This window comes from Paraliomyxa miuraensis (genome assembly GCF_026337845.1).
Lineage (GTDB): Bacteria > Myxococcota_A > Polyangia > Nannocystales > Nannocystaceae > Paraliomyxa > Paraliomyxa miuraensis.
In genome coordinates this window covers 295,410-322,008 of record NZ_JAOVZF010000151.1, presented here as the reverse complement: position 1 = coordinate 322,008, position 26,599 = coordinate 295,410, and the positions used below count along the sequence as shown (strand labels likewise).

The following is a 26,599-nucleotide window of genomic DNA, read 5'->3' as shown; positions in this document are numbered from 1 at the left end:
CAGAAGGAGCTGGGTGGGTTCACTCCCGTCGAGTAGTCCGCCACGCGTGGGCAGGGGCTCGCCTCGGGCCGTGACGATCTCGCGGTGACGCCCTCAACCGAACAACCCGCCGATCGCCTCGAACACGGCACCGAGCACCGAGCCCGCGGCCTCGGCCACGTCACCGCCGACCTCGGCCACCGACCCGAACGCATCACCGGCCACGTCGAGCGCCTCGCCTGCCACCTCTGCGCCACCATCGGCCAGCTCGCCCCCCACCTCGCCGAGGTCGATCACCTCGAGGCCCGTGCCCACGGGGTCGCTCGAGGCAGACCCCACGCTCGAGCGCGGAGGCTGCTGCGGGTTGCTGTAGACCGCATAGGCGGCCGCACCAGCGGCAACCGCCCCCACCGCGGCCGCTCCGGCGACCCACTTCGATCCCGTCCCCGACGGCGCCGGACCGTACTCCGCCATCGGGATCGACCCCGCAGGAGGATGCGCATGCGACCAGCTCGTGGGCGCATGCGGCACGGGCCGACCGAGCACGTGCGACACGACCTGTGACACCCGCTCGAGCTCGTGGCGATCGAACCACGTCCCGTGCGTCGGACACACGTCGATCTCCAGTCCCGCTCGCTGCACGCGACACACGATCATGGGCTGGCTGCACCACGAGCACTCGATGGCCATCATCGTCGCGGCGGACTGCAGCTCCGACCCCAGCGGCGCGAGCAGCTGGCGAGCCCGTGCATCGTCGAGCCACACGCCGCCGCAGCTCGTGCACACGTGCACGTCGTGATTGGGAACCAGGGTGATCGAAGTGCAACGAGGGCAGCGAACCACCGACATCGACTCGGGATGCTATCAGGCCGGCCTGGCCGACGCGAACCGCACAATCGCGCCTGCTAGTCCTCGCCCTTGTCGTCCTCGCTCTCGGGCAGCGGCGACTCGATCTCGTTGATCACCCGACGCAGGAGCCCCTCGACCAGGAGCGCCCGCTCTCCCGCGTCGTAGCGCCCGTCTTGATATCGCGCCTGGATGTCGTCGAACTTCTCGTGGCTGTCGCGGATGATCTGCTTGTAGGGCCGGACCCGCCGCATGACCTCCTTTTGGTTCGACCAGAAGAACGAGATCAGCGTGGCCGCCGTGAACCCGGTGAGGATCATCCCCAGCGGACCCCCCAGCAGGTACTTGAGACCCACCCGCAGCGCGACCACCCCGGCCGCGCCCAGGGCCAGCTCCTTGACCCCCGTCTTGCGTACCCGCCCCCACGCCATCGGCAGCAGCTCGCCCGAGGCGATCACCAGGGCCACGAACTCGGCGCGCTTGGCTCCGTTGTCGTAGACGTCCTTGAGGACCTGCTGCATGAAGGCGTCGAAGGTCTCGTACACGTCGGCCGGGTAGGCGGTGTTGGCTTTGTCCGAGTCGGCCATGGGCCACGAGAGGATAGCACCGCCGCCACCGCGTCCGACCCACCGCGTCCCCCGGGCCCGACCCCAACCCGGCCCGACCCCCGTCCCGCCCAGGCCCACCCCGCCCGACCGTGGCCCGCTGCGACCCCGAGCCCGCCCGAGGCGGCCATCCGCGCGGTTTGACACCCCCCGCCACGGCTCCCAGAATTTGGGGCTCCATGCGGTTCGAAGCGGCAACCGGCCACCTCCCCTCCCGTCCCCGTCGGCTGCCCCACGTGCTGACGTGGCTGTGGGCCCTGTCGCTGACGGCCGCCTGTACCAAGACGACCATCCCGCCCTCCGAGCCGCCCGCCCAGCCCGCGCCTGTTCACGACACTTCGGCCGCCTACGCGGGCCACGTCGGCAATGCGGGGGGACCCACCAAGCGCGAGCGCCCCGCCGCGCAGCCCGTGAGCGACCGCGACGCCGCTCTCGATGCGGTCGCCCGCAGCAATCCCGAGGGCGCGATCGACTTCTTGCAGGCCCACCTGCAGCAGGATCCCAAGGATCTCGAGGGCCGCCTCGCCCTGGCCCGTGCAAGGATCATCGTCGGGCAGCGCGAGGCCGCCGCCGACACCCTGGCCGACCCCGCCGGGGCTCCCTCCGATCCCGAGGTGCTGCTGCGACGCGCCCGACTGGCGTGGAGCGTCGGTGAGCCCGATCGAGCCCGTGCCTTGCTCGACGAGGGCCTGCGCGCCCACCCCGGGAACCTGCCGCTCCAGGGCGAGTTGCTCGCGCAGCTGACTCGCCGCGGCCACGCCCAGGAGCCGCAGGCCCGCGCCCTGATGGACGCGCTCTACGACGCCTACGACGACGGCAAGGCCAAGTCCGCCGCCGACCTGGTGGCCGTGGCCCAGGCCGCGCTCGCCCGCGGCACGGGCGGGGCATTCCACGACGCCAACGGCGTGTTGCAGGACGCCGAGAGCCTCGCCCCGGTGGCCGAGGGCTCGTGGGTGGCCGACGACGTGCTGCTCCTGCGCGGGGCGATGTTCCTCGAGAAGTACGCCCAGGACGACGCGGTCACCACCTTCGGGTTGGTGCTCGAGCGCGACCCCTGGCAACCCGAGGCGCTGGTGGGCATGGCGCGCGTGTTCCTCTCGGGCCTGCGCTTCGCCGATGCCTCCCGCCACGCCGAGGAAGCGCTGCAGGTCGACCCCGGCAACCCCGACGCCCACGCCGTGCTCGGCCGCATCGCGCTCATCGAGGGCCGCCGCGACGAGGCTCGCGAGCGCGGTCGAGACCGGGCGCTCGCGGTCGATCGCCACCACACGGGCGGCCTGGCCGTGCTCGCCGGCCTGGCCCTGGCCGAAGACGACGCCAAGGCCTATGGCAAGTGGCGCGACCAGGCGCTCGCGCTCGATGCCCGCGGCCGCGACTTCTTCATCGATCTCGGCGACATCCTCGGCTTCCTGCACCTCTACCCCGACGCCGATCGCGTGCTGCGCGAGGCCGCCGTGCTGGCCCCCGACGATCCCTACGTACAGAGCGCCCTGGGCCTGAACCTGCTGCGCCTGGGGCACGAGACCGAGGGCCGTGAGGCGCTGGCCCGGGCCTGGAAGCGCGACCGCTTCAACGAGCGCACCCGCAACGTGCTCGACCTCTACGACGACGTGATCGAGCCCCACTACGCCGAGCGCACCAAGGGCGAGCTCACCATCCGCCTGCCCAAGCAGGACCGCGAGCTCATCGAGCCCGGTCTGCTCGAGTCGATCGAGCGCTCGCGCGACGAGCTCGACCGCCACTACGGCATGAAGGCCGGCCCCCTGCGCCTGGAGTTCTACGCCGAGCCCGAGGCGTTCTCGGTGCGCACGGTGGGCGTGCCGAGCCTCGGGGCGCTGGCCGTGTGCTTCGGCCCCGTGATCACCTTCGTGGGCCCGTTCTCCGGCGCCTACGACATCGACATGGTGATCCGCCACGAGCTGTCGCACACCTATGCGATCGCGCTGTCCGGCGGCCGCGTGCCGCGGTGGTTCACCGAGGGGCTCAGCGAGTGGGAATCGGAGCTGGCCGATCCCGCATGGGCCCGCGAGAGCGCCGAGCTGCTCTCGCAGGCGCGACGAGCCGGCAAGCTGCGGCGTCTGTCCGAGCTCGAGCTCGCCTTCATCCGGGCCGAGGACGGCATGATGATGGAGGTCGCCTACGCCACCGCTGCCTACGCCATGCGCTACCTCGGCCAGACCTACGGCCGACCCAAGCTGATCGCGGTGCTCGAGGGCTACCGCAGCGGGGCCCACACCGACGAGCTGTTCCGCCAGCACCTGGGCAAGCCGCTGTCGGAGGTCGAGAAGGAATTCGAGGCGTGGTTCTTCGCCCAGCTCGACCAGAAGATGGGCGGCTGGGAGCCCACCGTCGACGGCGAGGGCGACGAGCGCGACGCGTTGCTCCGAGCGGCCCTGCAACAGGCCGGTGAGAACCAGGTCGACGAGGCCACCCGCACGCTGGAGAAGCTCTTGGCCAGCAAGGGCGACGGCTACGTGCCCCGCATGATGCTCGCCAAGCTGCTGCTCGACGGACCCAAACCCGCCGCCGCCATCCCCCACCTGCAGGCCGCGCGGGGCCATCACACCGAGGCCGTGGATCCGCTGGTGCTGCTGGCCAACCTCGCCCGCAGCGACGGGCGCATCGACGACGAGAAGGCCCTGCTGCGCGAGGCCCTGACCATCGACGGCGACAGCCTCGAGCCCGCCGCGCGCCTGCTCATGCTCGCCGTCGTCACCGGCGATGCCGCGACCGAGACGATCGCCCACGAGCGCGTGCGCGGCATCGCCCCCCTGCATCCCATCAACCTGTCCGCGCAGGCGCTGCGACTGTCGAGCAACAAGGCCACCAAGGCCGAAGCCGGCAAGCACCTGCGCCGAGCGCTGCGTGACCTCCAGCCGGGGCAGGGCCCTGCCGACACCTTCGTGGTGGCCGCCCTGGCCGCGGCCGCCCTGGGCCAGACCGCGGACGCCAAGACCATGGCAGACGCCGCCCTTCGCGATCCCAAGCTTCCCAAGGCGGCACGCGACCGGCTGACTTCGCTCGGGGGATGACCCCGCGCATGCCCTCGCCTCCCGGCCCCAGCATCGGTACGCTCCCGGTCCTCGCACGGGGGACGACCAATCGTGAGCCGCGACAAGAACGTGCTGGGCGGAGAGCTTCAGACCTGCTGCACCTCACCCATGACGGGCTTCCACCGCGACGGCTGCTGCCGTACCGGCCCACGGGACCACGGCGTGCACTCGGTGTGCGCGCGCATGACCGAGGAGTTCCTCCGCTTCTCCCGCGAGCGCGGCAACGACCTGTCCACGCCTGCCCCCGCGCTCGGCTTCCCCGGCCTGCGCCCAGGCGACGGCTGGTGCCTGTGTGCTGCACGGTGGAAGGAAGCGCTCGAGGCCGGCGTGGCTCCGCCCGTCGTGCTCGAGGCCACCCACGAGGACACGCTGCGCCTGGTGAGCCTCGAGGAGCTGCGCGCTCATGCGATTCCACCGCTGCCCGGCCACAAGGGCCGCGGCACCCTGCACTGAGCGATACCATCGATTCGCGCGCGAAACTGACAGTGAAGGGTGGCAACGACCGTAGCCGGCTACGACGATTGTTGCCGTAGTGGCGCCTGCGGGCGCCTGCAAAAAGATTTCGCATTCGTTGAAATCGCCTTTGACACCTCGCCCTACACCTCGTATTGAACATGAGCAACGCACGGTAGAGCCAACGTGCCGAGCCCCACGGACGGGACTCGGCTCACGGAGGGCTCGATCCTGCTCCCCCGGAACCTCGATGGCCAAGGACGGTGCCACGAGACCGGTCGGAGCACTCGGACCCCGCGTGATCATTCGAATGGTCGCTCGCGCCGTGCCCAGCCCCCATCCGCGCAACGCAAGGAAAGCGACAGCATGAAGCACATCATCTCGACGAAGTGGACGCAGCTCGTGACGATGGCCGCCCTGGCCATGGGACCCGCCTGTGGCGGCGAGCTCGGTGACGAGCGAGGAGCGCTCGAGCTCGAGGACGAGGACGTCCGTGGTGAGCGCCCCGATGCGCCCAGCGACCAGCTCGCCGCCATCGATCACGCCGCGGTCGTCCCCGGCTTCGACCTCCAGATCTCGCTGATGGGCGACGACGTCGTGCTCGACTGGTCGAGCACCGGCTACGCGGACGACATCGTGATCTACCGCTCCGCCGACCCCCAGGCCCTGCTCGACATCGAGCTCGGCCAGCCGCTCGCCCCCGGCGTCGAGGGGACTGCGCTGTTCGGCACCACCAGCTTCGTCGACACGGGCGCGGCCAGCCAAACGGTGCAGACGCCCCACTACTACTATCGCGTGGGCCGCATGGTCTACGGCGAGCTCGGCGACAGCCTGCAGCTCTCCACCATGGTCATGAAGACCACCACCGCCGCGTTCCCGGGCTTCACCAAGTTCGGGCTGTGCATGCTGGGCGGGCCGAGCAGCGCGTCGGAGCTCTACGCCCAGCTCGGCGGCCAGTCCGTGGTCGCCGTGTGGGGCTGGGACGCGGTCAATCAGCAGTACGTGGGCTGGAACCCCGACGGCACCGGGGTGGACTTCCCGCTCGAGTACGGCACCACGGTGGTCGCCCAGCTCGACGGCACCACCAATCCGTTCCGCTCGCTGGTCGGCGTCGTGCCGACCGACGAGCCGCTGCTGGTCACGGGCCAGCCCGGCGTCAACTGGATCACCATGTCTCCGCTCTACGACGGTCCCACCGAAGCCTCGTTCTGGGTCGACGAGGTCGGCTACTTCGGCATGGGCCGCTGGAACAACGACACGCAGGATCAAACCTGGTACTGGGGCCCCGGCTACGACGAGCTCGAGCTCGAGGCCTGCGCCGCCCACTACGTGTTCCTGCCCGACGATGCCTGCACCAGCAACGACGACTGCCCGGGTGACGAGTTCTGCTACTTCGTCGAGGCTGCCGCCTGCGGCGACGTGGCCGCGGGCCTGTGCTTCCCCCAGCCGCTGGGCTGCGAGGGCGTCGAGCCCAGCCCCGTGTGCGGCTGCGACGGGCAGACCTACGCCAGTCAGTGCGAGGCCGACCTGGCCGGCGTGAGCGTGGAAGCGCAGGGCGCGTGTGCGCAGTGCGATCTCGTGTTCGGCTTCGAGCCCGGGGAGCCCAACCCGGTCATCGCCAACAACGGCGGCTGGCAGCTCTACACCGCCGCGCCTCCGAGCTTCGACCACCTCGAGGTTCCGTTCGGCTCCACCGTGCTCGGCACCGACGGCAACCGCGTGGCCCCCTACCCCGGCAACGAGTCCGAGGCCTCGGCCGCGACGATCGGCGCCGTCACCCTGGGCAACGCGCTGTCGTTCCGCTCGTGGCACGTCGACGAGGGTGGCGGTCAAATGTACTACTACGACCGCAAGCGGGTGATCTTCGAGTCCACCGACACCGGGATCTCCACCACGCTCGTCGACTGCAACGCGGGGGTGAACGAGCAGGCGTTCTGCACCATGCGCTACGAGTCGCGCGCGGGCGACGACTGGGATCTCATCACCCTCGACACCGCCGCGCTCGCCGGTCAAGCGGGCAACCTGCGCTTCGAGTACGAGACCCTCGACAGCTGCTGCAGCTTCGAGCAGGGCTGGTTCATCGACGACGTGGCCCTGGGCCCCTGCGGTGGTGAGGCTGCGGGAGGCGGCGAGCCCCCGCCCGAGGCGGTCTGCGGCAACGGGCTGATCGAGGTCGGCGAGGAGTGCGACGACGGCAACGCCTTCGACGGCGACGGCTGCAGCGCGAGCTGCTTCGTCGAGGCTCCGCCGATGTGCGGCAACGGCATCGTCGAGCCCGGAGAGCAGTGCGACGACGGCAACGCCATCGACGGTGACGGCTGCAGCTCGGCCTGCCTGGTCGAGGCCGGTGGCGGAGGCGGGGGCACCTGCGACAGCGGCAGCGATCCATTCACCGGCGACGGCTGGGTGGTGTGCTCGGCCGACGCCAACCAGGCCTGGGTCTCGCACTCGGGCCCCGGCGGTGGCAACTTCCACCCCGAGCTCATCTGCAACGAGCTGGGCTACGCCAGCTTCGGGCAGTTCGGCGGCACCTGTGGCAATGTCTGCGGCTACTGCGAGGGACCGACCACGTGCGAGGCCCCCGGCAGCGAGAACTACGACGGTGCCGGCAACTGCGGCTCGGACGCCAACGGCCAGCTGCTCTGCTACACCGTGATGTGGCAGTGCCTGAACTAGTCGACACGGTGTGACCGTGAGCGAGCGGCGGCCTCCCGGGCCGCCGCTCGTGTGCATTTCGAATGACCCATCGCCCCGAACCCACGGCAAGCGCCTTCATGGGATACTGACGCGCATGACTTGCCGCTGCTCGCTGCTGCTCGCTTCCCTCACGCTCGCCCTGCCCCTCGCCCTCGCCCCCGCGCCCGCACGGGCCTGCGGCGGCATGGTGTTCCCCGACCACGGGCAGCGGCAGGGAGGCATGAGCGACCAGGAGCTCCTCGTCGCGTTCGAAGCGCAACGAACGGTGCTGGTGGCTTCGGCCGGCTACGAGGGCATCGACGCCTCCGACTTCGCGTTCGTGCTGCCGCTCGCCCAAGCGCCCACCGAGGTGCTCGATGCCGACCCCGCGCTGCTGCTCGCGCTCGACGAGCACACCGCGCCCGAGGTCGCCGTCCACCTCGACGAAGGCCCCGACCGCAGCCTCGGGTGCGGAGCCAAGTCCGGTTCGAACGACCTCGCGGGAGGCCGCGGCGAGGGTGGTGGCGACGTGATGGTGCAGCAGCGGGGCACCACCGCCACCTACGAGTGGGTCGTGATCGGCGGCGACACGGGCATGGCGCTCGCCGACTGGCTCGGCGCCGAGGGCTACGCGCTGCCGCCCGACTACGCCACCGCGCTCGACCCCTACGTCACCGACGGCTGGTTCTTCTTCGCCGCCAAGGTGCGGCCGCAGGCACAGGACGGCGCGCTGGTGCCCATCGAGCTGCATCTGCCCGCCTCGACCCCCGAGACCTTCGAGATCCCATTCGGGCTCGCGAGCCACTCGCTCGAGCCCGACGAGGCGCTCGGCATCACCCTCTACCTGTGGAGCGACGGCGCAGTGCTGCCCGACGGTCGAGCCTCGGGGCGGATCGACCCCTCCGAGCTGGTCGCGCTGAGCGACCACGAGAGCAACTACCCCGAGCTCGAGCAGATGCTGCTGGGAAGCGATCCCGGCGGCACGTGGATCATCGACTACGGCCTGCCCACCACTGCCGACGAGCTGCGCCGCGCCTACGCCGAGGGCGTCGACTGGGGTCGAGTCGATCCCGACCAGAGCAACGAGGCGTTCATCGGAGAGTTCTTCGGCCGCCTCGGCAGCAGCTCGGGCCACCTGACTCGTCTGCGCACCGAGCTCCGGGCCGAGCAATTGCACGACCTCCGGCTCCGGCGCAGCACCGAGAGCCCGGGCGGTCGCTTCTACGAGGTGACCTACGACGACACCGCAGGCTCGGCCTGCACGGTGGGTCGTGGGGGAAGGATCCCAGGCGCCGTGTTGCTCCTGCTGCCGCTCGTGGCATGGCTGCGTCCGCGCGACTAGCGCGTTGGCAGTCCCCTTGAGCCGCGGATCGGCCCTCGCAACCATTCAGAGGGCAAATCGATGAAGAATTGTGTTGGGTCACCCCTTGTGAGAGCCCACACCACGATGTATGTTCTCTGTGTACATCACCTACATATCCTACAGCGCTCGACGCACACGCCGCGCGGAACCACCCCGGGCGTGACCCCACCAAGGACTGCCACCACAGGAGGCAATGCTCATGTCCCCCACGACCCCCTTGCGCGCACGAATCGAGGCCACTCTCGAGCTCATCGCCGACCGCGAAGCCCAGCTCCGCTACCAGGCCGACGTGCCCTACGTGGACGTGTCGACCGAGCTGTTCCTCCAGTGGGAGGACGACTACCGGCCGCAGGATGACGCGTTCGGTCGGGCCTTCGACCCCGAGGAAGCGCTCGCCCTTCGTGCCTTCCACGAGGTCTTCGTCGCGGTGCGCAACACCTTCTGGCCCGAGCTTCCCGCGATCGAGACGCTCGTCCAGACCACCGCGTGGAAGCTCTACGGCGACGCGGCTCGCACCGCCCTGCACGCGACACGCTCACCCTCGATGGCCGCCTGATCGCGGCAATGGCCAGCCATGACCCCGAGCAGCATCTTGGCCCCCGTCCTCGCCCTGGTCTGTTGGACCCTCGTGATGTGGTTTTGGCTCTACGCCACCCGGATCCCGGCGATGAGGGCCATCGGTATGCACCGGTTCAAGGAGAAGAAGGACCTCGACCAGCTGCCCATGAAGGTCCGGCAGGTCGCCGACAACTACAACCACCTGCACGAGCAGCCGGTCATCTTCTACGCCCTGGCGTTCTACTGCCACCTCGCGGGCACGGCCGATGCCACCAACATCACGCTCGCGTGGATCTACGTGGCCATCCGCGTGATCCACAGCGTGTTCCAGGCGATGGTCAACATCATCCCGATCCGCTTCGTCATCTTCGCCCTGGCCAGCTTCTCGCTCATGGCGATCGCCGTGCGCAACGCGATCGCAGCGCTCGGGTGATCACGCGCTAGCCCCCGCAGCCGAACCGCACGTCCGTGTCCGTGACGTCGGCGCCGGCGCACTCGTCGTCGTCGTAGGCGCACGAGCGCGCCCCTGCGATGTAGATCTCGCCGCAGCCGCCCTCGCCAAAGGGCTTGTCCGGATCACACACCACGCAGAATCGGGTGGAGGTGTTGCAGACGAAGCGGTCGTCGCAGAAGAACGAGCGGCAGAACTGATCGCGCACGTCCTGCCCCACCAGCTCCTCCGTGGTGGCCTGCACCGCCATGGGGGTGGCCTCGTTGGCGTCGTCGCAGAGGCCCAGCTCGTTCAGCGCCAGGCCCTGGTTGCACGCCCCGCCCATGGGCAAGCACCCCAGGCTGCCGAGCTGCTCCGGTGCGCATGCGGCATAGCGCGTGATGTCGCCCAGCTCGTCGAACGCCTTGGAGTACACGTGCTCGGGGTTCGAGTTGATGTACGACTGCTCGTCGCAGCCCACGCTGGGCTTGAAGTCGGCCACGCAGATCTTGTCGACCTGCGACGGATCGAGGTCGAGGTTGTCCTCGTCGAAACGGCACGCGGGCACGTAGCGGTTGTCGCCGGTGGGATCGCAGTCATCGGCCGTGCCGCAGCGCTGCACATCGTCGCGCGGGGCCAGGATCGCCGTGCACGAGACGCCGAAGGTACCGAGGGTGGCCAGCACGAGGCCGAGGGCTACGGGAATGCGCGACGTCGTCATGGTCTTGTCGTGGGTCGCGTCGAGTCCCCCGGCGGGCCTTGCCCGGGAACCGACGCGGGCGAGCTTACGGAGCCGCCCTCGGGAGCGCAAGCGGGGAGCCTCACCTCGAACGCCGTCCCCGACGGTCCCGTGTCGGCGACGGCGACCGTCCCCTCGTGATCCAACACGATCTGTTGCACGGTGGGCAGGCCCAACCCCGTGCCCTTGGCCTTGCTGGTGTAGAAGGCCTCGAAGATGCGGTCGACCTCGGCGGCCGGCACCGGGATGCCCGGACCGTCGTCCTGCACAACCACGACCACCTGCTCGTCCTTACACCGCATGGTCACCTCGATTCGCGGCCGGCGGTCGGGGTCCCGCTCCTCGTCGAGCGCAGCCTCCTGGGCGTTGCGCACCAGGTTCATGAACACCTGGCGCAGCTGATTGCCGTCGCCCATCACCCACACCGGCCCGCGCGGCAGGTGCTGCACCACCTCGATCCCGGCCATCTCCAGCTCCTGCCCCATGAAGTCGAGCAGGTCGTGCAGCTCCTCGCGCAGGTCGAGCGGCACGAGGTGCGGCTTGGGGCGCCGGGCAAACGAGAGGTAGTCCTCGGTCACCGCGGTCAGGCGATCGACCTCCTTGACGATCTTGGCGAGCAGGTCCCGGCTCTCGGGGCTGGCCCCCTGCAGCTCGTCCTCGAGGAGCTCGGCGTTGAGAGCCACGCTCGACAGCGGATTGCGAATCTCGTGGGTGATCTGAGCCGCGAGCTGTCCCGCCGCCGCCAGTCGCTCGCCGCGCAGCAGACGACGCTCGCGCTCCTCGAGCGCCTCGGCCATGTGGTTGAACTCGCGGGCGAGCTGGCTGACCTCGTCCTCCCGCTCCGGACCCGACGGCGACACGCGCTGCGACCAGTCGCCCGCCCCGAGCTTGCGCACCCCCTCGGCCAGGCGCCGAAGCGGCCGCAGCGTGAGGAACACCCCCACGGCCACCAGCACCGCCAGGGTCGCAACGCCGAGCGTCAGGCCCACGGTCAACCGCTCGGTGCGGACCTGCGCCTGCTGGATCTCTCCCCGGACCTGCTCGATCGCCTCCTGGCTCTTGGCCTCGATCTTCTTGAACTTCTGCTGGATCTGACCCTGTCCGCGCACGTCTTGCAGCACCTGCCGGGGCTCGGCGGCCTCGTCTCGGGCCGCGAGCTCCTCGAGCTCGGCCAGCAGGTCCTGGATCTCGCGCAGCTCTTGCCGCGGCTCGGCGGCGCCGAACCGTTCCGGATCCGCAAGCGCCGCATCGATGGTCGTCTGGGCCTTGGCGATGTCATCGTTGCGCGTGGAAAGCGCAAGCCGGAACGTCTCCTCGAAGTCTCGCTCGAGCTCCCGCTCCTCCTCGGGCACGCCGTTCCCCTCGCGCTCCCAGGTGCGCACCTGCTCGAAGATGCGCTGCGACTGCACGTGACCGTCGGCGAGGTGCTTGTTGAACACCACGTACACCTCGACCATGCGGTCGAACCCCTGCTGGATGGCCCGCAGCTGGTCCAGCGCCACCACGGCCGACGCCACCGCCCCCAGCAACACCAGCAACACCAGCGCGGTGATCCTCGCCGCCAAGCTGTGACGCAGCCGAAGCCGGCTCTGAGGTCGCGACGGTAGGGGCGCCGACACCATGATCGCGTCGTCGGACCCCGCTGGTTCGGGACCCTCGCCGGAACCCGAACCAGGACCCTGGGACGGGCGAGCCACGCCGGCAATTTAGCCTTCCCAGCACCACGCCCGCCATGCCAACGTGAACCCCGTACCCGCCCCCCCTGCGAAAAGCCCGCGCCGCCGCGCGACCCTACGCCATGATGCCGAGGACCCCCCGTCACTTGCGAGCCCCTGGTACCCGTTCCACGCTCACGCGCGCCGTGAGCACAGGCCTTTGCGCCGTGCTCGCCAGCGCCACCGTAGCCGCTTCGATCCCGGCCATGGCCGGGCCGCTGGCCCTGCGATCGCCCTACGTGCCCGAGGCCTTCGTACGACTCGCTCCCGAGGACGCGCCGGCCAGCGTGCTCGGCCTCGATGGCAGCGGCATTCGGGACACCGCGGTCACCCACAACCTCACGCTGTCCCTCCGCAAGGCCTTTGCCAATCGCGGGCTGAGCGGCGGCGAGGAGATCACGCTCGAGGAGATGCGCCTCACCATGGGCTGCACCAACGACGAGGTCGCGTGTCTGGCCGAAGGCGGCAAGACCCTGGGCGTGCGTCGGCTGGTGTTCGGGTACCTGCGCCCGGTCAAGGACGGCTACGAGCTCGACATCCAGATCCTCGACGTCAACAGCGGCCGCCTCGAGGCGCAGGCCACCGTCCCGATCGCCAAGAGCGATCTCAAGAGCGACAAGATCGACGCCAAGGCCGCCGACGTCGTCAACCAGCTGATCCCCTCGGACACGTCCGACACCGAGATGCCTCCGCGGCCCGATCCGCTGCCCGACGAGACCGACCCCGAGACCGACCCCGAGACCGACCCCGAGCCCAAGAAGCAAAAGGAGGGCGGGATCTGGTTCGGGCTGGAGAAGCCCACGCCCCGGTGGAAGTGGGCGGCATTCAGCACCACGCTCGGCATCACCGTTGCGGCTGCGGGCGTCACCATCGTCACCGGCGTGTGGTTGACCGCGCCCGACTCGGCCTCGTTCGGCTTTCGCCCCCGGCTCATCGAGGCCGGCCTGGCCACCGCCAATCCCGACGCCAATGATCCCAGCCACTCGGAGAACGGCCGCGCCGAGGACGATGCGTTCTTCGAGGTCAACCCCGCCGAGCTGCCGCCCTACGTGGACATGTGCGACTACAACACGCACAACTACGAGAAGGACAGCATGGGCTTCTACGCCCAGCAGGAGCCCCTCGTGGCCGAGGAAGGCGGCCCCGGTGCCCGCGATGCCGGCGTGGCCGCGATCTGCACCCGCGGAGAGAACATCCGCAAGTGGCAGATCGGCGCGGGGGTGACCACCGCCGTATTCGGTGCCGCCACGCTCGCGTTCCTGGGGGTGCTGCTCCTGCACAAGCGCAAGCCCGCCGCCGACGCCATGCTGCGCCGCGGCTTCCGACTCGGCGTCTCACCCCGCCTCGACGGCCAGGGCGGCGTGTCGCTCGCAGGCGGCCTGCGGTTCTGAATATATAAAGGGGGCTTTCGCAAAGCCCCCTCGCTGCGGGGGCGGAGCCCCCTTCGCTCACCCCAAACGCTCGCCTTGCGGCTCGTGGGTTCTGTCGGCGGGGGCTTGGCTGAGCGTCTCGCTCTCGAAACGTCGGAGCTTCGGCGGCGGAGCCCCCTTCGCTCACCCCAAACGCTCGCCTCGCGGCTCGTGGGTTCTGTCGGCTGGGGCTTTGGCTGAGCGTCTCGCTCTCGAAAGTCGAGAGCTTCGGCGGGGGATCAGGCTCCGTTGGGATCGGGCTTGGCGTTGCGGGAGGCTTCGGGCTCGGGGTCGTCGTCCTCGACGTTGCCCTCGTCGTCCTCGTTGCCGCCCTCTTCGTCCTCGTTGGCGTCGTCGTCCTCGTTGGCGTCGTCGTCCTCGGAGGGAATCACCAGCTCGCGCGTGTTGGTCTCGTCGTCGTCGAAGCCGATGGTGATCTGCACGAAGTGGTCGCTGGTGGGCTCGGGCGCGTCCTCGGGGGCCTTGGCAACCTCGACCTCGAAGGTGCGCCACACCGGCTCGCCCTCCGCCTCCATCTTTGCGAACGCATTGCCGAACATGTCGAGCTCGCCAGGGTTGGGCGAGCGCAGCAGCACGCGGCACCGCACGGTGCGACAGGAGGCCTCCACGAGGACGACCTGCGGACGCTCGGGCGCCCCCTCGAACGCATCGCGCCGAGCCACCACCACGGCACGATTGACGATCGCCTGGTGACGTCGCGCCCAGTCGGAGCGGATGGGCTCGTCCTCGAACGGCAACCCACCGTAGCGCTCCCAGTCGCGCTCGAGCTCCTCGGCGCTCCGCGCCGGCTGCCGCGCGTTGCGGCCCCGCTTCCCACGAGCGTCGCGACCCTTGGACTTCTTGTCGTCCTTGGCCCGCGGCTTCTTGGCCCCCTGATCGTTGGGCGATTCCTGGATCCGGTCCGGGACGTTGAGCATCCAGTGCACCCCCATCGATCCCGCACACAGCACGAGCGGCAGCAGGAGCTGCCCCACGCGCATCCACCGGGGCGCTCGCGTGACCGGGGGACTCGGCGCAGCCCCGGCGGCCTCCGTCTCCTGCTCGGCCCCCTCAGTGGCAGATGGGGTCACCTTCGACTCTGATGCGTCGTCGTTCACGGCTCGACCATGGGTCCTCGGGGCAGCGGCAGGTGCACGCGCCACTCCCCATGCTCTTGAATCAGCTCCAGCGTGTGCGACGTTCCATCGAGCCCGGTCAGAGCGACCACGGCCCGCTGCTCGTCCCCTGCGAGGGGCTGGACCAGCTCGGCCTTGCCTCCGAGGCTTCGCGGGTCCACGTCGACCACCTGCAGCATCTCGCGCGGCTCGATGTTGCGACGCCCTCCGACCTGATCACTGGCTCGCTCGGCGGCCTGCTGCACCCGAGCCGCCGTCTGGCCGTCGACCAGAGCGAGCACCTGATCCATGTCCCCCATGCCCACGGCCAGCGCGAACTTGCGGGCCACGCGAACCGGCGGGGGCTCGTCCTCGCCGCATCCCACGGCGCCGCCCGCCAGGCCGCCGAGCCCGAGCACCCCGCAGAGCACGAGCACCAACCCCCTCGGTCGCATGGTCATGCGTCGTCCCGACTCTTGTGCATGCCGAGGCGCTTGAGCAGCTCGCGGAGGTAGTAGCGGGTGATGCCCGCCTCGGCCGCGGCTCGGCTGAGGTTGTTGTCGGTCTTCTCGAGCAATCGGCCGAGGTAGGCCCGTTCGAACTCGTCGACCATGGCCTGCTTGGCCTCCTTGAACGGCTGCTCGTAGAGGCCGGGGTCGATGCCGCCGCCGCCGTCGCTCGAGGACGCCGCGCTGCTGGCCGCCGCCACCGGTCGATCCTCTCGGCGCCCGAGGTGCAGGTCGCTGGGCTCGATGACCCCGTTGCGGCACAGGTGCGCCGCCCGCTGCACGATGTTCTTGAGCTGACGAACGTTGCCCTGGTACTTCTCGGCCATCAGCGCCTCGCGGGCAGCGTCGCTGAAGGAGGCGCGCGGCAGGATCTCGCTCATCGAGCGCACGAGCTCCTCGAGGAAGCGCTCGGCCAGCATCACCTTGTCGTCGCCGCGATCGCGCAGCGGAGGCAGGTCCACCGTCATCACCGAGAGCCGGAAGTAGAGGTCCTCGCGGAACGACCCCTGGCCGACCATCATCCGCAGATCGCGGTGCGTCGCCGCCACCACGCGCACGTCGACCTTGCGCACCTGACTCTCGCCGATGCGCTGCACCTCGCGGCGATCGAGCACGCGGAGCAGCTTGGGCTGGAGGTCGAGCGGCAGCTCCCCGATCTCGTCGAGGAACAGGGTGCCGCCGTCGGCCTCCTCGAAGCAGCCGGGCCGATCGCTCACCGCCCCCGTGAACGCGCCCTTCTTGTGGCCCAGGATCGCGGCCTCGGCCAGCTCGCGCGGCAGCGACCCGCAGTCGAGCACCACGAACGGCCCCTGCTGACGCCGCGACTCGTCGTGGAGGGCACGGGCCACCAGCTCCTTGCCGGTGCCCGTCTCGCCGCCGACGAGCACGCTCATCTCGGTGGGAGCCACCCGCTCGAGGATCGCGAACACCTCGCGCATGGCCGGGCTCTTGCCGTAGAGCGCCCCGAAGTGATCCTCGCCCGAGATCGGGACCTGGACCTCGTTGGCCGACGACAGCTCGATCTCGGTCTTGCCGAGCTTGATGACCATCCCCGGCTCGATCCAGGCCGAGCGCACGCGGACGCCCGCCACGAACGTGCCGTTGGTGCTGTCGAGGTCGTGGACCTGGACACCCGTGTCGCCGAGCACGATCTCGGCATGGGTGCCGCTGATCGACGAGTCCGTGAGCGCGATGTCGTTGACCGCGCTGCGCCCGATGGTGATGCGGGAGCGCGCCACCGTGGTCTGAGCGCCCGCGTCGGGACCCGCCTTGACCCGCAGCATCACCCGACGCAGCTGCCGGTGGGTGTGCTCGGGGGCATAGAACGTCGCCGTCATCGAGGACGCCGTCTCGCTCTTTTCTTCTGGCTGCTCGCTCGACACCGTCGCGCTCGTGGAAGGGGCTGCGGACTCAGCCCCCCTTGGGGGGCACCCGGACGTTGGCTCGCTGTGGACGATGGCGGGGGGGCATGACGCCCCCCTTGGGGGGCACCCGGACGTTGGCTTGCTGTGGACGATGGCGGGGGGGCATGACGCCCCCCTTGGGGGGCACCCGGACGTTGGTTCGCTGTGGACGATGGCGGGGGGGCATGACTAGTTCAGCAGCTCGTCGTCTGGGCGAATCACCCGGAGGTGAGCCGCCTGCTTCTTGCGGCCGCGTCCACGGACTTTGCCCGACTTCCGCACACGGCGCCAGGGCTGGGTCACCACCAGCAAGGCCACCAGCATGGACACCAACAGCGGCACCACCACCGGCCACGGGGCACCACGCGCGAGCGGCGACACGATCGAGAGCACGGCGATGATGATGGCCAGCGTGCGTCCGCTCAATGGCAGCACCCCGCCCACAGCGAGCGGACGCGCGCCCATGAACGCGCCAAAGGCCACCACCGCGGCGAGATCCATGGCGGTCGCACCCGCGACCGGTACCGCCGCCACCGCGGGCACGAACAGCGCGAGCACGACCGATGCCGCATGGCCGGCCACCCCGCAGCCGATCACCAGCGTCAAGTACTTGCGCGTGCCCCAGTGACCTTCGAGCGCGCCCGCGAGGAACCACTGCACCAGGATGGTGCCCACCACCATCGCCACGCGTCCCTCGGGGAACAGGAAGTTGGCGGTCACGGGCTGCCAAAGCCCCCGACCCTTCAGGACCTCGCCCGGATGCAGCACCAGCTGCTCCGCAATCGGCTGGTCCGCCAGCATCATGGTGAGGAGCACCGTGACCAGACACAATGCAAAGGCCCCGCGATGGAACCGGGGAAGCCTCGATAGCAGGGGGTTGCGAGCCACCAGCGGCCAGTCTAGCAGGGGTTCTGCGACGCCGACGGTGACCGCCCTCGGGCGGGGTCGACCAGCGTTTGCCGCACGCAAATCGCGCAACGCGCCCCTTCTCGATCACCCGTGGAGGAGGCGAGGGCGCAACGTCCGCCGAACATCCCTGCGCAGCGCCCCCGGGCGCCACCCGTCGATTCTTTGCGTGACTGGACCGAAGCGGGCAGTGATGGGTCATGCCGATCAATCGCCGCCGCCATCGCATGTTCGTGACCAACAACACCGAGTACCACCTGCGTCTCGACGAGTGCGTGGGCGTGCGGGATCGGGAGACGGGGGCCTGGCATCGGCATCATGCGGCGCTGCGCCTGCGCGCGATCCAGATCCCGCCCATGGGCCACGACCACTGCTGGATCGGCAAGCGGCTCCAATTCTGGGGCGCCGGCCAGGACGTCGTGACCTCGCCGGTGGTGGAGGTTGGCCGTCCCGACCGCGACGTGCTCCCCCGCTACGTGAGCCTCGAGCTGGCGGGAACGATCGCCGCCTGACCGCGGCGCGCGATCACATCAAGATGCCGTTCTCGTCGACGCCGGGGATCGCGACCAAGTCCTCGTCGCCGAGGCGCTCGCCGAGATTGCGCTCGATCGTCACCGCCATGTTGTGGAGCGGCAGCCCGTTCCAGAACATCGTGAATGGATCCTCGAGCACGCGTCCCGCCTCGCTGATGAGCGTGAACGACAGGCACACGAGCACGTTGATCGGCACCACGAGCCAGCCCAGCTCGCTCACCAGCGCCAGCGGGAACAACAGGCCATAGGCCAGGATCAGGCGCTCCGCGATGAAGCCGTAGCCGCGGGGCATGGGCGTCTTCTTGATGCGCTCGCAGCCGCCTTGCACCGCCAGCATCTCCTCGAGGCTGCGATCGAGCGACTGCATGCGGAATTCGCTGAGCTCGCCCGCCGCGTCCATCGCCACCAGCTCGGCCAGCTGACGGTGGAGCAGCGCGTGGGTGATGTTGCTCTGCCCGCGATAGCCTTCGGGGTCGTCGGGCACCGTACGCAGGAAGTCGGCGTCCTGCAGCGGATCCTGGAGGCGCAGCAGGCAGCGTAGCGCGTGCACGTAGGCCACGTGACGATGCACGATGCGGCGCTTGTCCTCGCCGACCCCGCCGGGCAGGTAGTGGATGACCTGCGAGCAGAAGTGGCGCGACACGTTGATCATGCGCCCCCACAGCTTGCGACCCTCCCACCAGCGGGCGTAGGCCGAGTTGGTCCGAAAGCTGACGAAGATGCCCAGCGCCGCGCCGACCACCGCCAGCGGCGGCATCGGCATGATGAGCCAGTGCATCTGGGGAAAGCTCCAGAAGAGCACCGCCGCCGCGCCCCCGAGCACGAACGACAGCACCGCCTTCCACTGCCAGACCAGCAGGCGCAGCACGGAACCTCGGTTGGAGACCATCATGGAGGGCTTCTCCGACCGAGCGCTCGTGGAACCTGGGGCGTGCGCTCGAGCGACATGCGTGCGCTCGAGCGACTCGTGGGATCAGCCGGCCTTCTTCTCTTCGGCCTTGGCGTCGTCGGCCGGAGCCTTGGCGTCGGCCGGGGCCTTGGCGTCGTCCGCCGGAGCCTTGGCGTCGTCCGCCGGGGCCTTGGCGTCGCCCGCAGCCGCACCGGCATCACCCGCCGCTGCACCAGCATCACCCGCCGCCGCACCGGCATCGCCCGCCGCCGCACCGGCGTCGCCCGCCGCGGGAGCCTTGGCGTCACCCACCGGAGCCTTGGCGTCATCCGCCGAGGGAGCGCCGTCGCCGTCGAAGCAGCACATCACGCCCGCGTTGGCGGTGGAGGTCACCGCACCGCAGCCCTCGCTGGTACCGCGCGAGATCTGGGTCTTGCCCTTGAACACGCCGTCCTTGCACTTGCCCGCGAGGCAATCGTTGCCGCAGCAGACCGGCTCGGAGCCCAGGCCCGCCTGGAAGCACGGCAGCGTGGTTGCAGCGGTGATCTTGGGGCAGGGATCGATCTCCTCGCTGATCGAGTGGCTCACCCCCGCGTTGAAGCGACCCGGGCCCGCGTTGTCGCAGTCCTTGGCCGTCGTGCGATCGGTGATGTCCTTGGCCTTGCCCTCCATGCCGCACACGTGCCAGCCCTCGGCGCACACGTCGGCCGGCACGGCACACTTCTCGCCGTCGTCACCACAGGGCTTGCCGGTGGGCTTGTCGCGGAGGTTCTTGGTGCCGTCCCACTCGCCGATGCAGCCGGCCACGCGAGGGTGCTTCGCGAGATCGGCAAAGCCCTCGCGCTGGCCATCGGCACAGCCGACGATCTTGGGATCACCCTTGTCGCTCTCGACGAACTTGATGCCCTTCATCGAACCAGGCCGGTCACCGTCGAAGTAGTCCCCTTCGTAGGGGCCCGACCCACAGGTACACCCGGCGCTCAGCACCACCGTGCAGAGCGGCACCGCGGCAAGACTAGACAGAAGGCGCGAAAGTCGCGGGAACCCGAACATGCGGCGAAGGATAGGCAAGCTCGGGCCGCGTGCCTAGGGTGACGCGCCGGCAATCCCGGCGTAACGGAAAAACCCACCACCGCCAGGGCTACATCTTGCGACCCGCGGGAATGGCGCGGCCGAGAAACGTCCCGTTGCCCCGGCCTGCGCCGGCTCAGTCGTCCTGCTCGTCGGCGAGCTCGGCCTCGAGCTTGGCCACGCGCTCGCGCTCGGGCTTGCCCACGATGTACGCGACGCCGATGCTGATGCCGTACAGGCCGCACAGCGGCAGCGCCATCATCAGCTGGCTCACCGGCTCGGGGGGCGTGAGGAACGCGCCGACCACGAAGAACGACAGCACCATGATCTTCCAGTGCCGGATCAGGGTCTTGTGCGTGATCATCCCGGCCGCCGCCAGGAAGAACACGGCCAGCGGGAACTCGAAGATCAGCCCGAAGCCGAGCAGGAGCCGCGTGGTGTACGTGATGTGATCGGTATAGGTGTACTGGGCGAGGATCTGCACCCCACCCTCGGTGCCGGAGTCCTTGCCCATCCCGTAGCCGAGCAGCCACTCGGTCGCAAACGGCAGCACGAACGTGTAGCAGAACCACCCGCCGATCGCGAACATCACCGCGCTGGTGGCCGCGAACGGGATCACCATCCGCTTCTCTCGGCGATAGAGGCCCGGCGAGATGAACATCCACAGCTGGTAGAAGATCACCGGCGCCGCCACGAACAGGCCGAAGACCAGGGCGATGCGAATGTCGACGAGCACCGCCTCGAACGGGCTGAGGTTCTGCAGGTACGGCGTGTCCGTGGGCAGGCACCCCAGGTTGTTCTCGGGGATCTTGCACGCGGCCTGGTGATTGGCCCACGCGTCGCTGAACGGCTCGAGCAGCGCCTGGGTCAGCTCGTCCACGAACACGTAGCAGACCACCACCGCCGCCACCAGGGACATGGTGGCCCGTACCAGGCGGGCTCGGAGCTCGGCGAGGTGATCGAAGAACGACATCGGCTGGTCGTCCTCGGGGCCCTCGGCCTTCCCATCGTCTCCCTTGCTCGCTCTCTTGCTCGATGCCTTGGCCATGGAATCAGGCCGCCCCTTGGCTTTGGTTGGCGGAGTCGCCCTCGACGCTCGAGCCGCTCGCCACCGTGTTGCTGGGCGCGGGGCTCCCCGCCACCGGCGCGCTCGCAGTCACCGGCGCACTCGCAGCCACCGGCTTGCTCGCCGGAGCCTGGGCGCCGGAGCTCGACCCGCCGCTCGCCTCGGTCGACGGGCTCGGAGCACCGGTGCTCGCCCCCTCGGCTCCGCTCGCCGAGCCGTCCTCGGCTGCTCCGCCGCTCGCCCCCTCGGCCATCTCCTTGGCCGCCGCCTCGCGCTCGATCCGCTCGCGCTCCCGCGCGACCTTGAGCAGCTTGTTCTCGGCCCGACGCGCCTCCATGCGCGCCTTCATCAGCTCGCGCCGCGCTGCGCCCTCGGCATCCCGGAGCTCGGCCTTGGTGCCCTCGACCGCATCCTTGAGATCCTGCATCGCCTCTTCTTGCATGATGGCGTCGCGGAACTCGTCGGCCGTGCGCCGCAGCGAGCCCCATAGCTGCGTCACGCTACGCAGGATCTTGGGCAGCTCCCGGGGGGAGAACAGCAGCAACGCCAGCACTGCCACGACGAGCAGCTCGGTGGGGCCGATGCCGAACACGCCGACACGATAGCAGCCCCCCGACAACGGGGCGAGGGGTCGGGGGAGCAGAGCAAGGCGTTCCGATCGCCACCAAGGCATGCGCCCCCTCGGGCACCTCGATGCGCGCTTGCCTACCGGTGGCCGCGGGGCGAGCAAACCAAGGCGCCCCGATCGCCCACAAGCATGCCCCCCTCGGGGGGCACCTCGATGCGCGCTTGCCTACCGGTGATGGCGAGGGGGGCCAAAACTAGCCCAAAACTACCCCCGGAGGCGATCGCGCTGGCGGCGGGTGTTCTCGGCCAGCTCCTCCAGGGCACCCACGATCGCCCCCGCGCTCTCCGCCTGGCCCCGGTGCGCCTCGCTGAGCTGCGTGACCTGCTCGCTGATGGTCTCGATCGCCTTGGTGATCTGACGGCTGCCGCGGGTCTGCTCCTGGGTCGAGCGCTCCACGTGCCGCGTGATCGCCTTCATCTTCTCGGCCGAGCGCATGATCTGCTCCGCGCCGCGCGCCTGCTCGGCGGTGGCGGTGGCCACCTGCTGCACCGTCGTGGCCACCACGTTGATCGCGTCGGTGACCTGCTTGGATCCCTTGGTCTGCTCCACCGTGGCGCGGGCGATCTCCCGGACCATCTGGGTCGCCCGGCGAGCCGCGTCGGAGATCCGCTTGAGCGCGTCCTCGGCCTGATGGCTCACGCGCACGCCGTCGTCCACGCTCTTGCTCGAGCGCTGCACCGCCTGCACCGCGTTGCGAGACTCCCGCTGCACCGCCTTGATGATGTCGGCGATCTCGGCCGTGCTCTTGGCCGAGCGCTCGGCCAGATCCTTGATCTCGTCGGCGACCACCGCGAAGCCCTTGCCGTGCTCGCCGGCCTGAGCCGCGATGATGGCGGCGTTGAGCGCCAGGAGGTTCGTCTGCTCCGACACGTCGTCGATCACGCTGAGGATCTTGCCGATCTCGTCGATGCGCCCCCCCAGGCGGCTGATCACGGACACCGCGTCGGCCGCGGAGTTCTTGATGAGGTTGATGACCTCGATGGTCTGGTTGATGGCGTCCACGCCACCCTCGGCCGCCCACACCACCTCCTCGGACAGCTGCGCGGTCTCGTTGGCGTTGTTCTCGACCTGCTGGATCGAGATGTCCATCTCGTTCATCGCCGACGAGGTCTCCTCGGCGGTCTGCGACAGCTGCTCGATGTTCTTGGCCACCTCCCGCACCGAGAACGTCATCTCCTCGATCGAGGTCGCCGTCTCCTGCACCGACGCGGCCAGGTTGAACATGCTCTCGGCCACCTCGTCGTTGGCCGCCGCCATCTCGAGGATCGACGAGCTGCTCTCCTCCGCGTTGGAGGCCAGCTGCTCCACGTTCTCGCTGATCCCCTTGAGCCCCGCCGTCATCTCGGTCATGGCCTGCAGGATGTGATCGATGGTCGCGAGCGCCTCGCCGAGCTCGGTGATCAAGCGCTCGGGCCCGTGCGGGATGACCGTGTCCTGGTGGGTGCGACGCGGGCGGGTCTCGAGCTCCTGCTCGAGCTCGATGATGCGGCTCTGCAGCTCGCGCATCTGGGCCGCCGCCATCTCGCCGCCGCCGCGCACGGCCTCGAGCTCGCCCATCGCCCGACGCAGCTCCGTCAGGTCGCCCTGCGCCCGTGCCAGCTCCTTGCGAGCCGCCTCGAGCTCCTCGACCGCGGCCGCCCGCGCGCGCTTGCTGGCCTCGAGCTCCTCGAGCGCGTCGGCCCGGCTGCGCTTGTGCTGCTCGAGCTCGTCCTGGGTGGCCGCGTGGGCGCGCTTGCCCTTCTCGAGCTCCGCCTCCACCTCGGTCACCGCGTCGCGAGCCCGACGCACCTCCGCCGAGAGCTTCTCGAGCTCCGCCTGCGCGGCATCGCGAACCTGCTGGGCCCTGGCCGCGCGCTGCTCGAGCTCCTCTTGGCGCTGCTGCACCTCGCTCGCGTTGCGCTCGGCACGAGCCTTGTCGTCCGCCGCCTCCTTGGCCTTGCTGCGCGCCTCGTCGCGCTCGTCGCGAAGCGCGGTGGCCTGCTCGCGCGCCTTGTCGAGCTCCGCGCGGAGCTTCTCGACCGAGCCCGGGTCGACCGCGCCCTGGCCTTGCAGCGCCTTGAGCTCGGTGCCGGCCTGCTCGAGCTTCTTCTCGGCCCCCGCGAGCGCGCGCTGGGCTTGCTGCGCGTCGGAGCCGAGCATCCAACCGGCAACGCCAGCCGCAACCCCGACCACACCCGCAATCCCACCCACCAGCACCGCTGACTCGCCCGCGCTTCCCACGGCCAGACCACAGGCAACGCTGATGAGCCCCAGGCCAAGGGAGATCACGGGGGGAAACCGAAGGTCTTCGCTCGAATCCGCCAAGGGGCCGCGATCTTACGGAACCCGGCACGGGCGAGCCAAGAGGCTGCGCGCGATCGGGCGCACGCTCGCCCTGGAACGCCTTCCAGAACCTAAACACCCGACCAGCGGCGGACCATGCTCGGGCACCCGCGGCCCCCGGTGGCCCATTCCGTCCCGCGTACGACGAGGCGAAGCCGCCGAGGACGACCCTCCCTGCCGTGGCTCCCGGCCGTCAGAACCGCTCGTGCCGGAACACCAGCCCGTGCCGCGCGCAGAGCTTGCCCACCGAGCGGGCCAGCGGCGCCGGGCCGCACAGGAACACCTCGGGCTTGGGCAACCCCGGCGTCGCCTCGAAGCGGGTGAGCAGCGCATCGAAGTCGGGTCGCCCAAAGTGCGTGCGCGCGCGCAGGCCCGTGACCACGTCGCTCATCGTGTGGTCGTAGAGCATCGCCCGCGCCAGGTCGAGGGTTCCCCCTCCCATGTCGGCCCGCGCGCCCGTCAGGTAGATGTGGATGTCGAACAACCCCGCGTGGTCGCTGGCCTCGAGCTGCGACAGCAGCTCGGTGAACCACTCGAACGCATGCTGATCGCTGCTGAGCCACACGAAGTGGACCTTCTGGAGCGCCTCGGTCGCACCCATCGCCCGCCGGCGCAGCCAGATGCTCTGCAGCACCGACGCGAACGGGGTCACCCCGATCCCGGCCCCGATCATCACCACGTGTCGGCACTGCAGCATGCTCGAGCTGGGCGTGCCGTAGGGACCGTCGACGAACACGGGGATCCCCTCGAGCGGACGGTCGGCCGGCAGCTGGCGCTTGCGTCGGATCGTCCGCGTGCCCCGCGGGACCGTGGCCCCGGGCGGCAGGAAGTACTCGTGCACCGCCGCCGTCCAGTTGCCCAGGCTTCGCACGTGCACGCTGAGCCGATGCGGGTCCTCGGGCGCCGAGGTCAGCGTGAACGGGTGCCACTCGTGGCGGGAGATCGCCGGGATCTTGATGAACACGTAGTCGCCGGGCTGGTAGGCGAACGTTCGCGGACGCGCGATGTCCAGCCTCGTGACTCCCGAGGGCAGGATCCTCGCCTCGAGCAGCGTCGTGGGCTGGCTGCGGGTGCTCTCGCGAACCAGGCGCTCGACTGCATAGCCCACGCCCGGCAGCAGCACCCACATCCAGAACACGGGCCCGTGCACCAGCATCAGCCCGAACCACACGAAGTAGAGCATGTGGCTGAAGTGGAACGCCTCGAAGCTCCCCGAGCGACGCACCCGCTCGCGCGAGAACAGCCACATGAGCACGAACACCCACAAGAGCGCCACCCCCGTCACGTTGGCCAGCTTCGACCACGCGCTCGCGTCGAGGTAGACCAAGATGTTGGTCACGTGGGCCACGGTGTGCACCAGCGCCAGGCCGAACATCACCTCGGCCACGAGGCGATGGATCTCGATGCCCTCGTCCACCGGCAGCACCACGCCCCAGCGCTGCCGTCGAACCCAGGAGAGGGTGTGGCGGAGCATGGGCACCAGCACGAGCGCGCCGTTGAAATTGAGGCACGCCCCGCAGCCCCGCGCGATCTGGACCCACACGTTGGCCCCCTGCATGCGGTAGCGCCACACCGCCTCGCCGAACAGGGCCACGTTGGCCAGCCCGTAGAGCACCAGGAACGCCACGAACACCACCGTGTTGCGCGACCATGGCTGGCTCCGTCGCGTCGGTGGCCGCACCGGAGCGGTGGCCTCGCGTGCGCGCCGGCCCGGGGTGAGCAAGGCCACCCCGTACTGCTCGAGCTGGGCCTGGAGCTCGGGCCGGTGGGCCACCATCGCCGTGAACTCGTCGAACGTCAGCGTGCCGCTGCCATCGAGATCACCGCCGCTCCAGATCGCATCGAGCATGCGGGTGGTCACCGCTTCGGGCAGCTCGAGGTCGTTCTCGGCCAGGCTGATGTGCAGCAGCCGCTCGAGCTCTTCCCGTGACAGGCGACCGTCACCGTCGTGATCGTGCAGCCGGAACAGGAACCCGAGCTTGGCCTCGAGCCCTCCCGCCATCACCGCCTCGGCCGCGGCGGCAAACTCCTGTGCGTTCCCGAAGCCCCGGCGGGAGAAGTCCAGCGCGACCAGCAGGCGCTCGGCGAGATACAGGCTGCGCAGGCCGAGGGCCTGCTGGATCGCGGCGCCGTCGATGCGAGCCGAGGTCTGCGCCGACGCCAGCCGACCGACGATCGTCTGGAGCGGCGCGGCGGCCATCGCTGGAGGAACGCTGCGGTGGGGGGGCTGCACGACGTCTGCTCGTCCTTCGTGCCGAGCCGCACGGGCGCCGAGCCGCGCACGGGGGCGCCATTATACCGGGCGGGCGCGGAGCATGCCCGTCGGGCAGC

At 69.9% G+C, this 26,599-nt stretch carries 21 protein-coding genes and 1 pseudogene; 8 read left to right on the top strand and 14 right to left on the bottom strand.

All coding sequences use genetic code 11. The annotated features are described in order from the left end of the window. Window positions 1-93: 93 nt before the first annotated feature. Window positions 94-828: a TFIIB-type zinc ribbon-containing protein gene (locus OEB96_RS19345; protein ID WP_266217716.1), complete on the bottom strand. Its 735-nt coding sequence runs from the start codon at window positions 826-828 to the stop codon at window positions 94-96. Between the two features lie 56 nt (window positions 829-884). Further along, window positions 885-1,412, bottom strand: a complete 528-nt coding sequence (locus OEB96_RS19340; protein ID WP_266217715.1) for a hypothetical protein — start codon at window positions 1,410-1,412, stop codon at window positions 885-887. A gap of 197 nt (window positions 1,413-1,609) precedes the next feature. On the opposite strand from OEB96_RS19340, the gene OEB96_RS19335 reads away from it, so the two are divergent. From OEB96_RS19335 to OEB96_RS19310, 6 genes are all read left to right on the top strand, one after another. Then, window positions 1,610-4,462: a tetratricopeptide repeat protein gene (locus OEB96_RS19335; protein ID WP_266217713.1), complete on the top strand. Its 2,853-nt coding sequence runs from the start codon at window positions 1,610-1,612 to the stop codon at window positions 4,460-4,462. Between the two features lie 72 nt (window positions 4,463-4,534). Continuing rightward, window positions 4,535-4,936 carry a DUF2237 family protein gene (locus OEB96_RS19330; RefSeq protein ID WP_266217712.1) on the top strand — a complete coding sequence of 134 codons (402 nt, stop codon included), beginning with the start codon at window positions 4,535-4,537 and terminating at the stop codon, window positions 4,934-4,936. 366 nt (window positions 4,937-5,302) lie between these two features. Continuing rightward, complete coding sequence (locus OEB96_RS19325) at window positions 5,303-7,612, top strand: DUF4215 domain-containing protein (protein ID WP_266217711.1); 2,310 nt, start codon at window positions 5,303-5,305, stop codon at window positions 7,610-7,612. A 115-nt stretch (window positions 7,613-7,727) separates the two neighbouring features. Then, window positions 7,728-8,954 carry a DUF2330 domain-containing protein gene (locus OEB96_RS19320; protein WP_266217710.1) on the top strand — a complete coding sequence of 409 codons (1,227 nt, stop codon included), beginning with the start codon at window positions 7,728-7,730 and terminating at the stop codon, window positions 8,952-8,954. A 220-nt stretch (window positions 8,955-9,174) separates the two neighbouring features. Then, a complete protein-coding gene (locus tag OEB96_RS19315) occupies window positions 9,175-9,531 on the top strand; it encodes a hypothetical protein (RefSeq protein ID WP_266217708.1) in 357 nt (118 codons plus the stop codon). An 18-nt stretch (window positions 9,532-9,549) separates the two neighbouring features. After that, entirely contained in the window at window positions 9,550-9,966 is a 417-nt protein-coding gene (locus OEB96_RS19310; RefSeq protein WP_266217706.1) for an MAPEG family protein, read from the top strand. A gap of 7 nt (window positions 9,967-9,973) precedes the next feature. Here the strand turns inward: OEB96_RS19310 and OEB96_RS19305 are convergent, their stop codons facing one another. Both OEB96_RS19305 and OEB96_RS19300 read right to left on the bottom strand, forming a co-directional pair. Next, window positions 9,974-10,684, bottom strand: coding sequence for a hypothetical protein (locus tag OEB96_RS19305; protein WP_266217704.1), 711 nt, complete (start codon window positions 10,682-10,684; stop codon window positions 9,974-9,976). After that, a complete protein-coding gene (locus OEB96_RS19300) occupies window positions 10,681-12,324 on the bottom strand; it encodes a sensor histidine kinase (RefSeq protein WP_266217702.1) in 1,644 nt (547 codons plus the stop codon). Before OEB96_RS19300 ends, OEB96_RS19305 begins: the two co-directional genes overlap by 4 nt. A 239-nt stretch (window positions 12,325-12,563) precedes the next feature. Between OEB96_RS19300 and OEB96_RS19295 the strand changes: the two genes are divergently transcribed. Further along, window positions 12,564-13,808: a hypothetical protein gene (locus OEB96_RS19295; protein WP_266217701.1), complete on the top strand. Its 1,245-nt coding sequence runs from the start codon at window positions 12,564-12,566 to the stop codon at window positions 13,806-13,808. A gap of 257 nt (window positions 13,809-14,065) precedes the next feature. On the opposite strand, the gene OEB96_RS19290 is transcribed toward OEB96_RS19295, so the two are convergent. The 4 genes from OEB96_RS19290 to OEB96_RS19275 all read right to left on the bottom strand — a co-directional run bounded on the left by OEB96_RS19290 (window position 14,066) and on the right by OEB96_RS19275 (window position 17,741). Continuing rightward, complete coding sequence (locus OEB96_RS19290) at window positions 14,066-14,917, bottom strand: hypothetical protein (RefSeq protein ID WP_266217699.1); 852 nt, start codon at window positions 14,915-14,917, stop codon at window positions 14,066-14,068. A 23-nt stretch (window positions 14,918-14,940) separates the two neighbouring features. Continuing rightward, the gene (locus OEB96_RS19285) at window positions 14,941-15,402 is read right to left on the bottom strand and encodes a hypothetical protein (protein WP_266217697.1); all 462 of its coding nucleotides are present in this window, start codon (window positions 15,400-15,402) and stop codon (window positions 14,941-14,943) included. Then, the gene (locus OEB96_RS19280) at window positions 15,399-16,787 is read right to left on the bottom strand and encodes a sigma 54-interacting transcriptional regulator (RefSeq protein WP_266217696.1); all 1,389 of its coding nucleotides are present in this window, start codon (window positions 16,785-16,787) and stop codon (window positions 15,399-15,401) included. Before OEB96_RS19280 ends, OEB96_RS19285 begins: the two co-directional genes overlap by 4 nt. Before the next feature lie 255 nt (window positions 16,788-17,042). Continuing rightward, window positions 17,043-17,741, bottom strand: coding sequence for a hypothetical protein (locus OEB96_RS19275; protein WP_266217695.1), 699 nt, complete (start codon window positions 17,739-17,741; stop codon window positions 17,043-17,045). 218 nt (window positions 17,742-17,959) lie between these two features. On the opposite strand from OEB96_RS19275, the gene OEB96_RS19270 reads away from it, so the two are divergent. After that, window positions 17,960-18,271, top strand: a complete 312-nt coding sequence (locus tag OEB96_RS19270; RefSeq protein WP_266217693.1) for a hypothetical protein — start codon at window positions 17,960-17,962, stop codon at window positions 18,269-18,271. Between the two features lie 13 nt (window positions 18,272-18,284). On the opposite strand, the pseudogene OEB96_RS19265 reads toward OEB96_RS19270, so the two are convergent. From OEB96_RS19265 to OEB96_RS19240, 6 genes and pseudogenes are all read right to left on the bottom strand, one after another. Further along, window positions 18,285-19,193 (bottom strand): annotated as a pseudogene (locus OEB96_RS19265) (bestrophin family protein); the annotation flags it as partial. A gap of 72 nt (window positions 19,194-19,265) precedes the next feature. Continuing rightward, on the bottom strand, window positions 19,266-20,186 hold the full coding sequence (locus OEB96_RS19260; protein ID WP_266217689.1) for a hypothetical protein: 921 nt from the start codon (window positions 20,184-20,186) through the stop codon (window positions 19,266-19,268). Between the two features lie 202 nt (window positions 20,187-20,388). Next, window positions 20,389-21,300 carry a twin-arginine translocase subunit TatC gene (tatC, locus tag OEB96_RS19255; protein WP_266217687.1) on the bottom strand — a complete coding sequence of 304 codons (912 nt, stop codon included), beginning with the start codon at window positions 21,298-21,300 and terminating at the stop codon, window positions 20,389-20,391. A gap of 4 nt (window positions 21,301-21,304) precedes the next feature. Further along, window positions 21,305-21,910 (bottom strand): hypothetical protein, encoded by a 606-nt coding sequence (locus tag OEB96_RS19250; RefSeq protein ID WP_266217685.1) that lies wholly within the window; start codon window positions 21,908-21,910, stop codon window positions 21,305-21,307. 240 nt (window positions 21,911-22,150) lie between these two features. Then, on the bottom strand, window positions 22,151-24,250 hold the full coding sequence (locus OEB96_RS19245) for a methyl-accepting chemotaxis protein (protein ID WP_266217683.1): 2,100 nt from the start codon (window positions 24,248-24,250) through the stop codon (window positions 22,151-22,153). A 211-nt stretch (window positions 24,251-24,461) separates the two neighbouring features. Continuing rightward, window positions 24,462-26,468, bottom strand: a complete 2,007-nt coding sequence (locus tag OEB96_RS19240; RefSeq protein WP_266217681.1) for an EF-hand domain-containing protein — start codon at window positions 26,466-26,468, stop codon at window positions 24,462-24,464. Between the last annotated feature and the right edge of the window lie 131 nt (window positions 26,469-26,599).

What these genes read in the sequence shown, in the direction of transcription:
- OEB96_RS19315 (WP_266217708.1), top strand. Translation starts at nt 9,175, where the DNA reads ATGTCCCCCACGACCCCCTTGCGCGCACGAATCGAGGCCACTCTCGAG.
- tatC (WP_266217687.1), bottom strand. Translation starts at nt 21,300, where the DNA reads ATGGCCAAGGCATCGAGCAAGAGAGCGAGCAAGGGAGACGATGGGAAG.
- OEB96_RS19310 (WP_266217706.1), top strand. Translation starts at nt 9,550, where the DNA reads ATGACCCCGAGCAGCATCTTGGCCCCCGTCCTCGCCCTGGTCTGTTGG.
- OEB96_RS19305 (WP_266217704.1), bottom strand. Translation starts at nt 10,684, where the DNA reads ATGACGACGTCGCGCATTCCCGTAGCCCTCGGCCTCGTGCTGGCCACC.
- OEB96_RS19320 (WP_266217710.1), top strand. Translation starts at nt 7,728, where the DNA reads ATGACTTGCCGCTGCTCGCTGCTGCTCGCTTCCCTCACGCTCGCCCTG.
- OEB96_RS19285 (WP_266217697.1), bottom strand. Translation starts at nt 15,402, where the DNA reads ATGACCATGCGACCGAGGGGGTTGGTGCTCGTGCTCTGCGGGGTGCTC.
- OEB96_RS19270 (WP_266217693.1), top strand. Translation starts at nt 17,960, where the DNA reads ATGCCGATCAATCGCCGCCGCCATCGCATGTTCGTGACCAACAACACC.
- OEB96_RS19335 (WP_266217713.1), top strand. Translation starts at nt 1,610, where the DNA reads ATGCGGTTCGAAGCGGCAACCGGCCACCTCCCCTCCCGTCCCCGTCGG.
- OEB96_RS19300 (WP_266217702.1), bottom strand. Translation starts at nt 12,324, where the DNA reads ATGGTGTCGGCGCCCCTACCGTCGCGACCTCAGAGCCGGCTTCGGCTG.
- OEB96_RS19345 (WP_266217716.1), bottom strand. Translation starts at nt 828, where the DNA reads ATGTCGGTGGTTCGCTGCCCTCGTTGCACTTCGATCACCCTGGTTCCC.
- OEB96_RS19340 (WP_266217715.1), bottom strand. Translation starts at nt 1,412, where the DNA reads ATGGCCGACTCGGACAAAGCCAACACCGCCTACCCGGCCGACGTGTAC.
- OEB96_RS19325 (WP_266217711.1), top strand. Translation starts at nt 5,303, where the DNA reads ATGAAGCACATCATCTCGACGAAGTGGACGCAGCTCGTGACGATGGCC.
- OEB96_RS19280 (WP_266217696.1), bottom strand. Translation starts at nt 16,787, where the DNA reads ATGACGGCGACGTTCTATGCCCCCGAGCACACCCACCGGCAGCTGCGT.
- OEB96_RS19240 (WP_266217681.1), bottom strand. Translation starts at nt 26,468, where the DNA reads ATGGCCGCCGCGCCGCTCCAGACGATCGTCGGTCGGCTGGCGTCGGCG.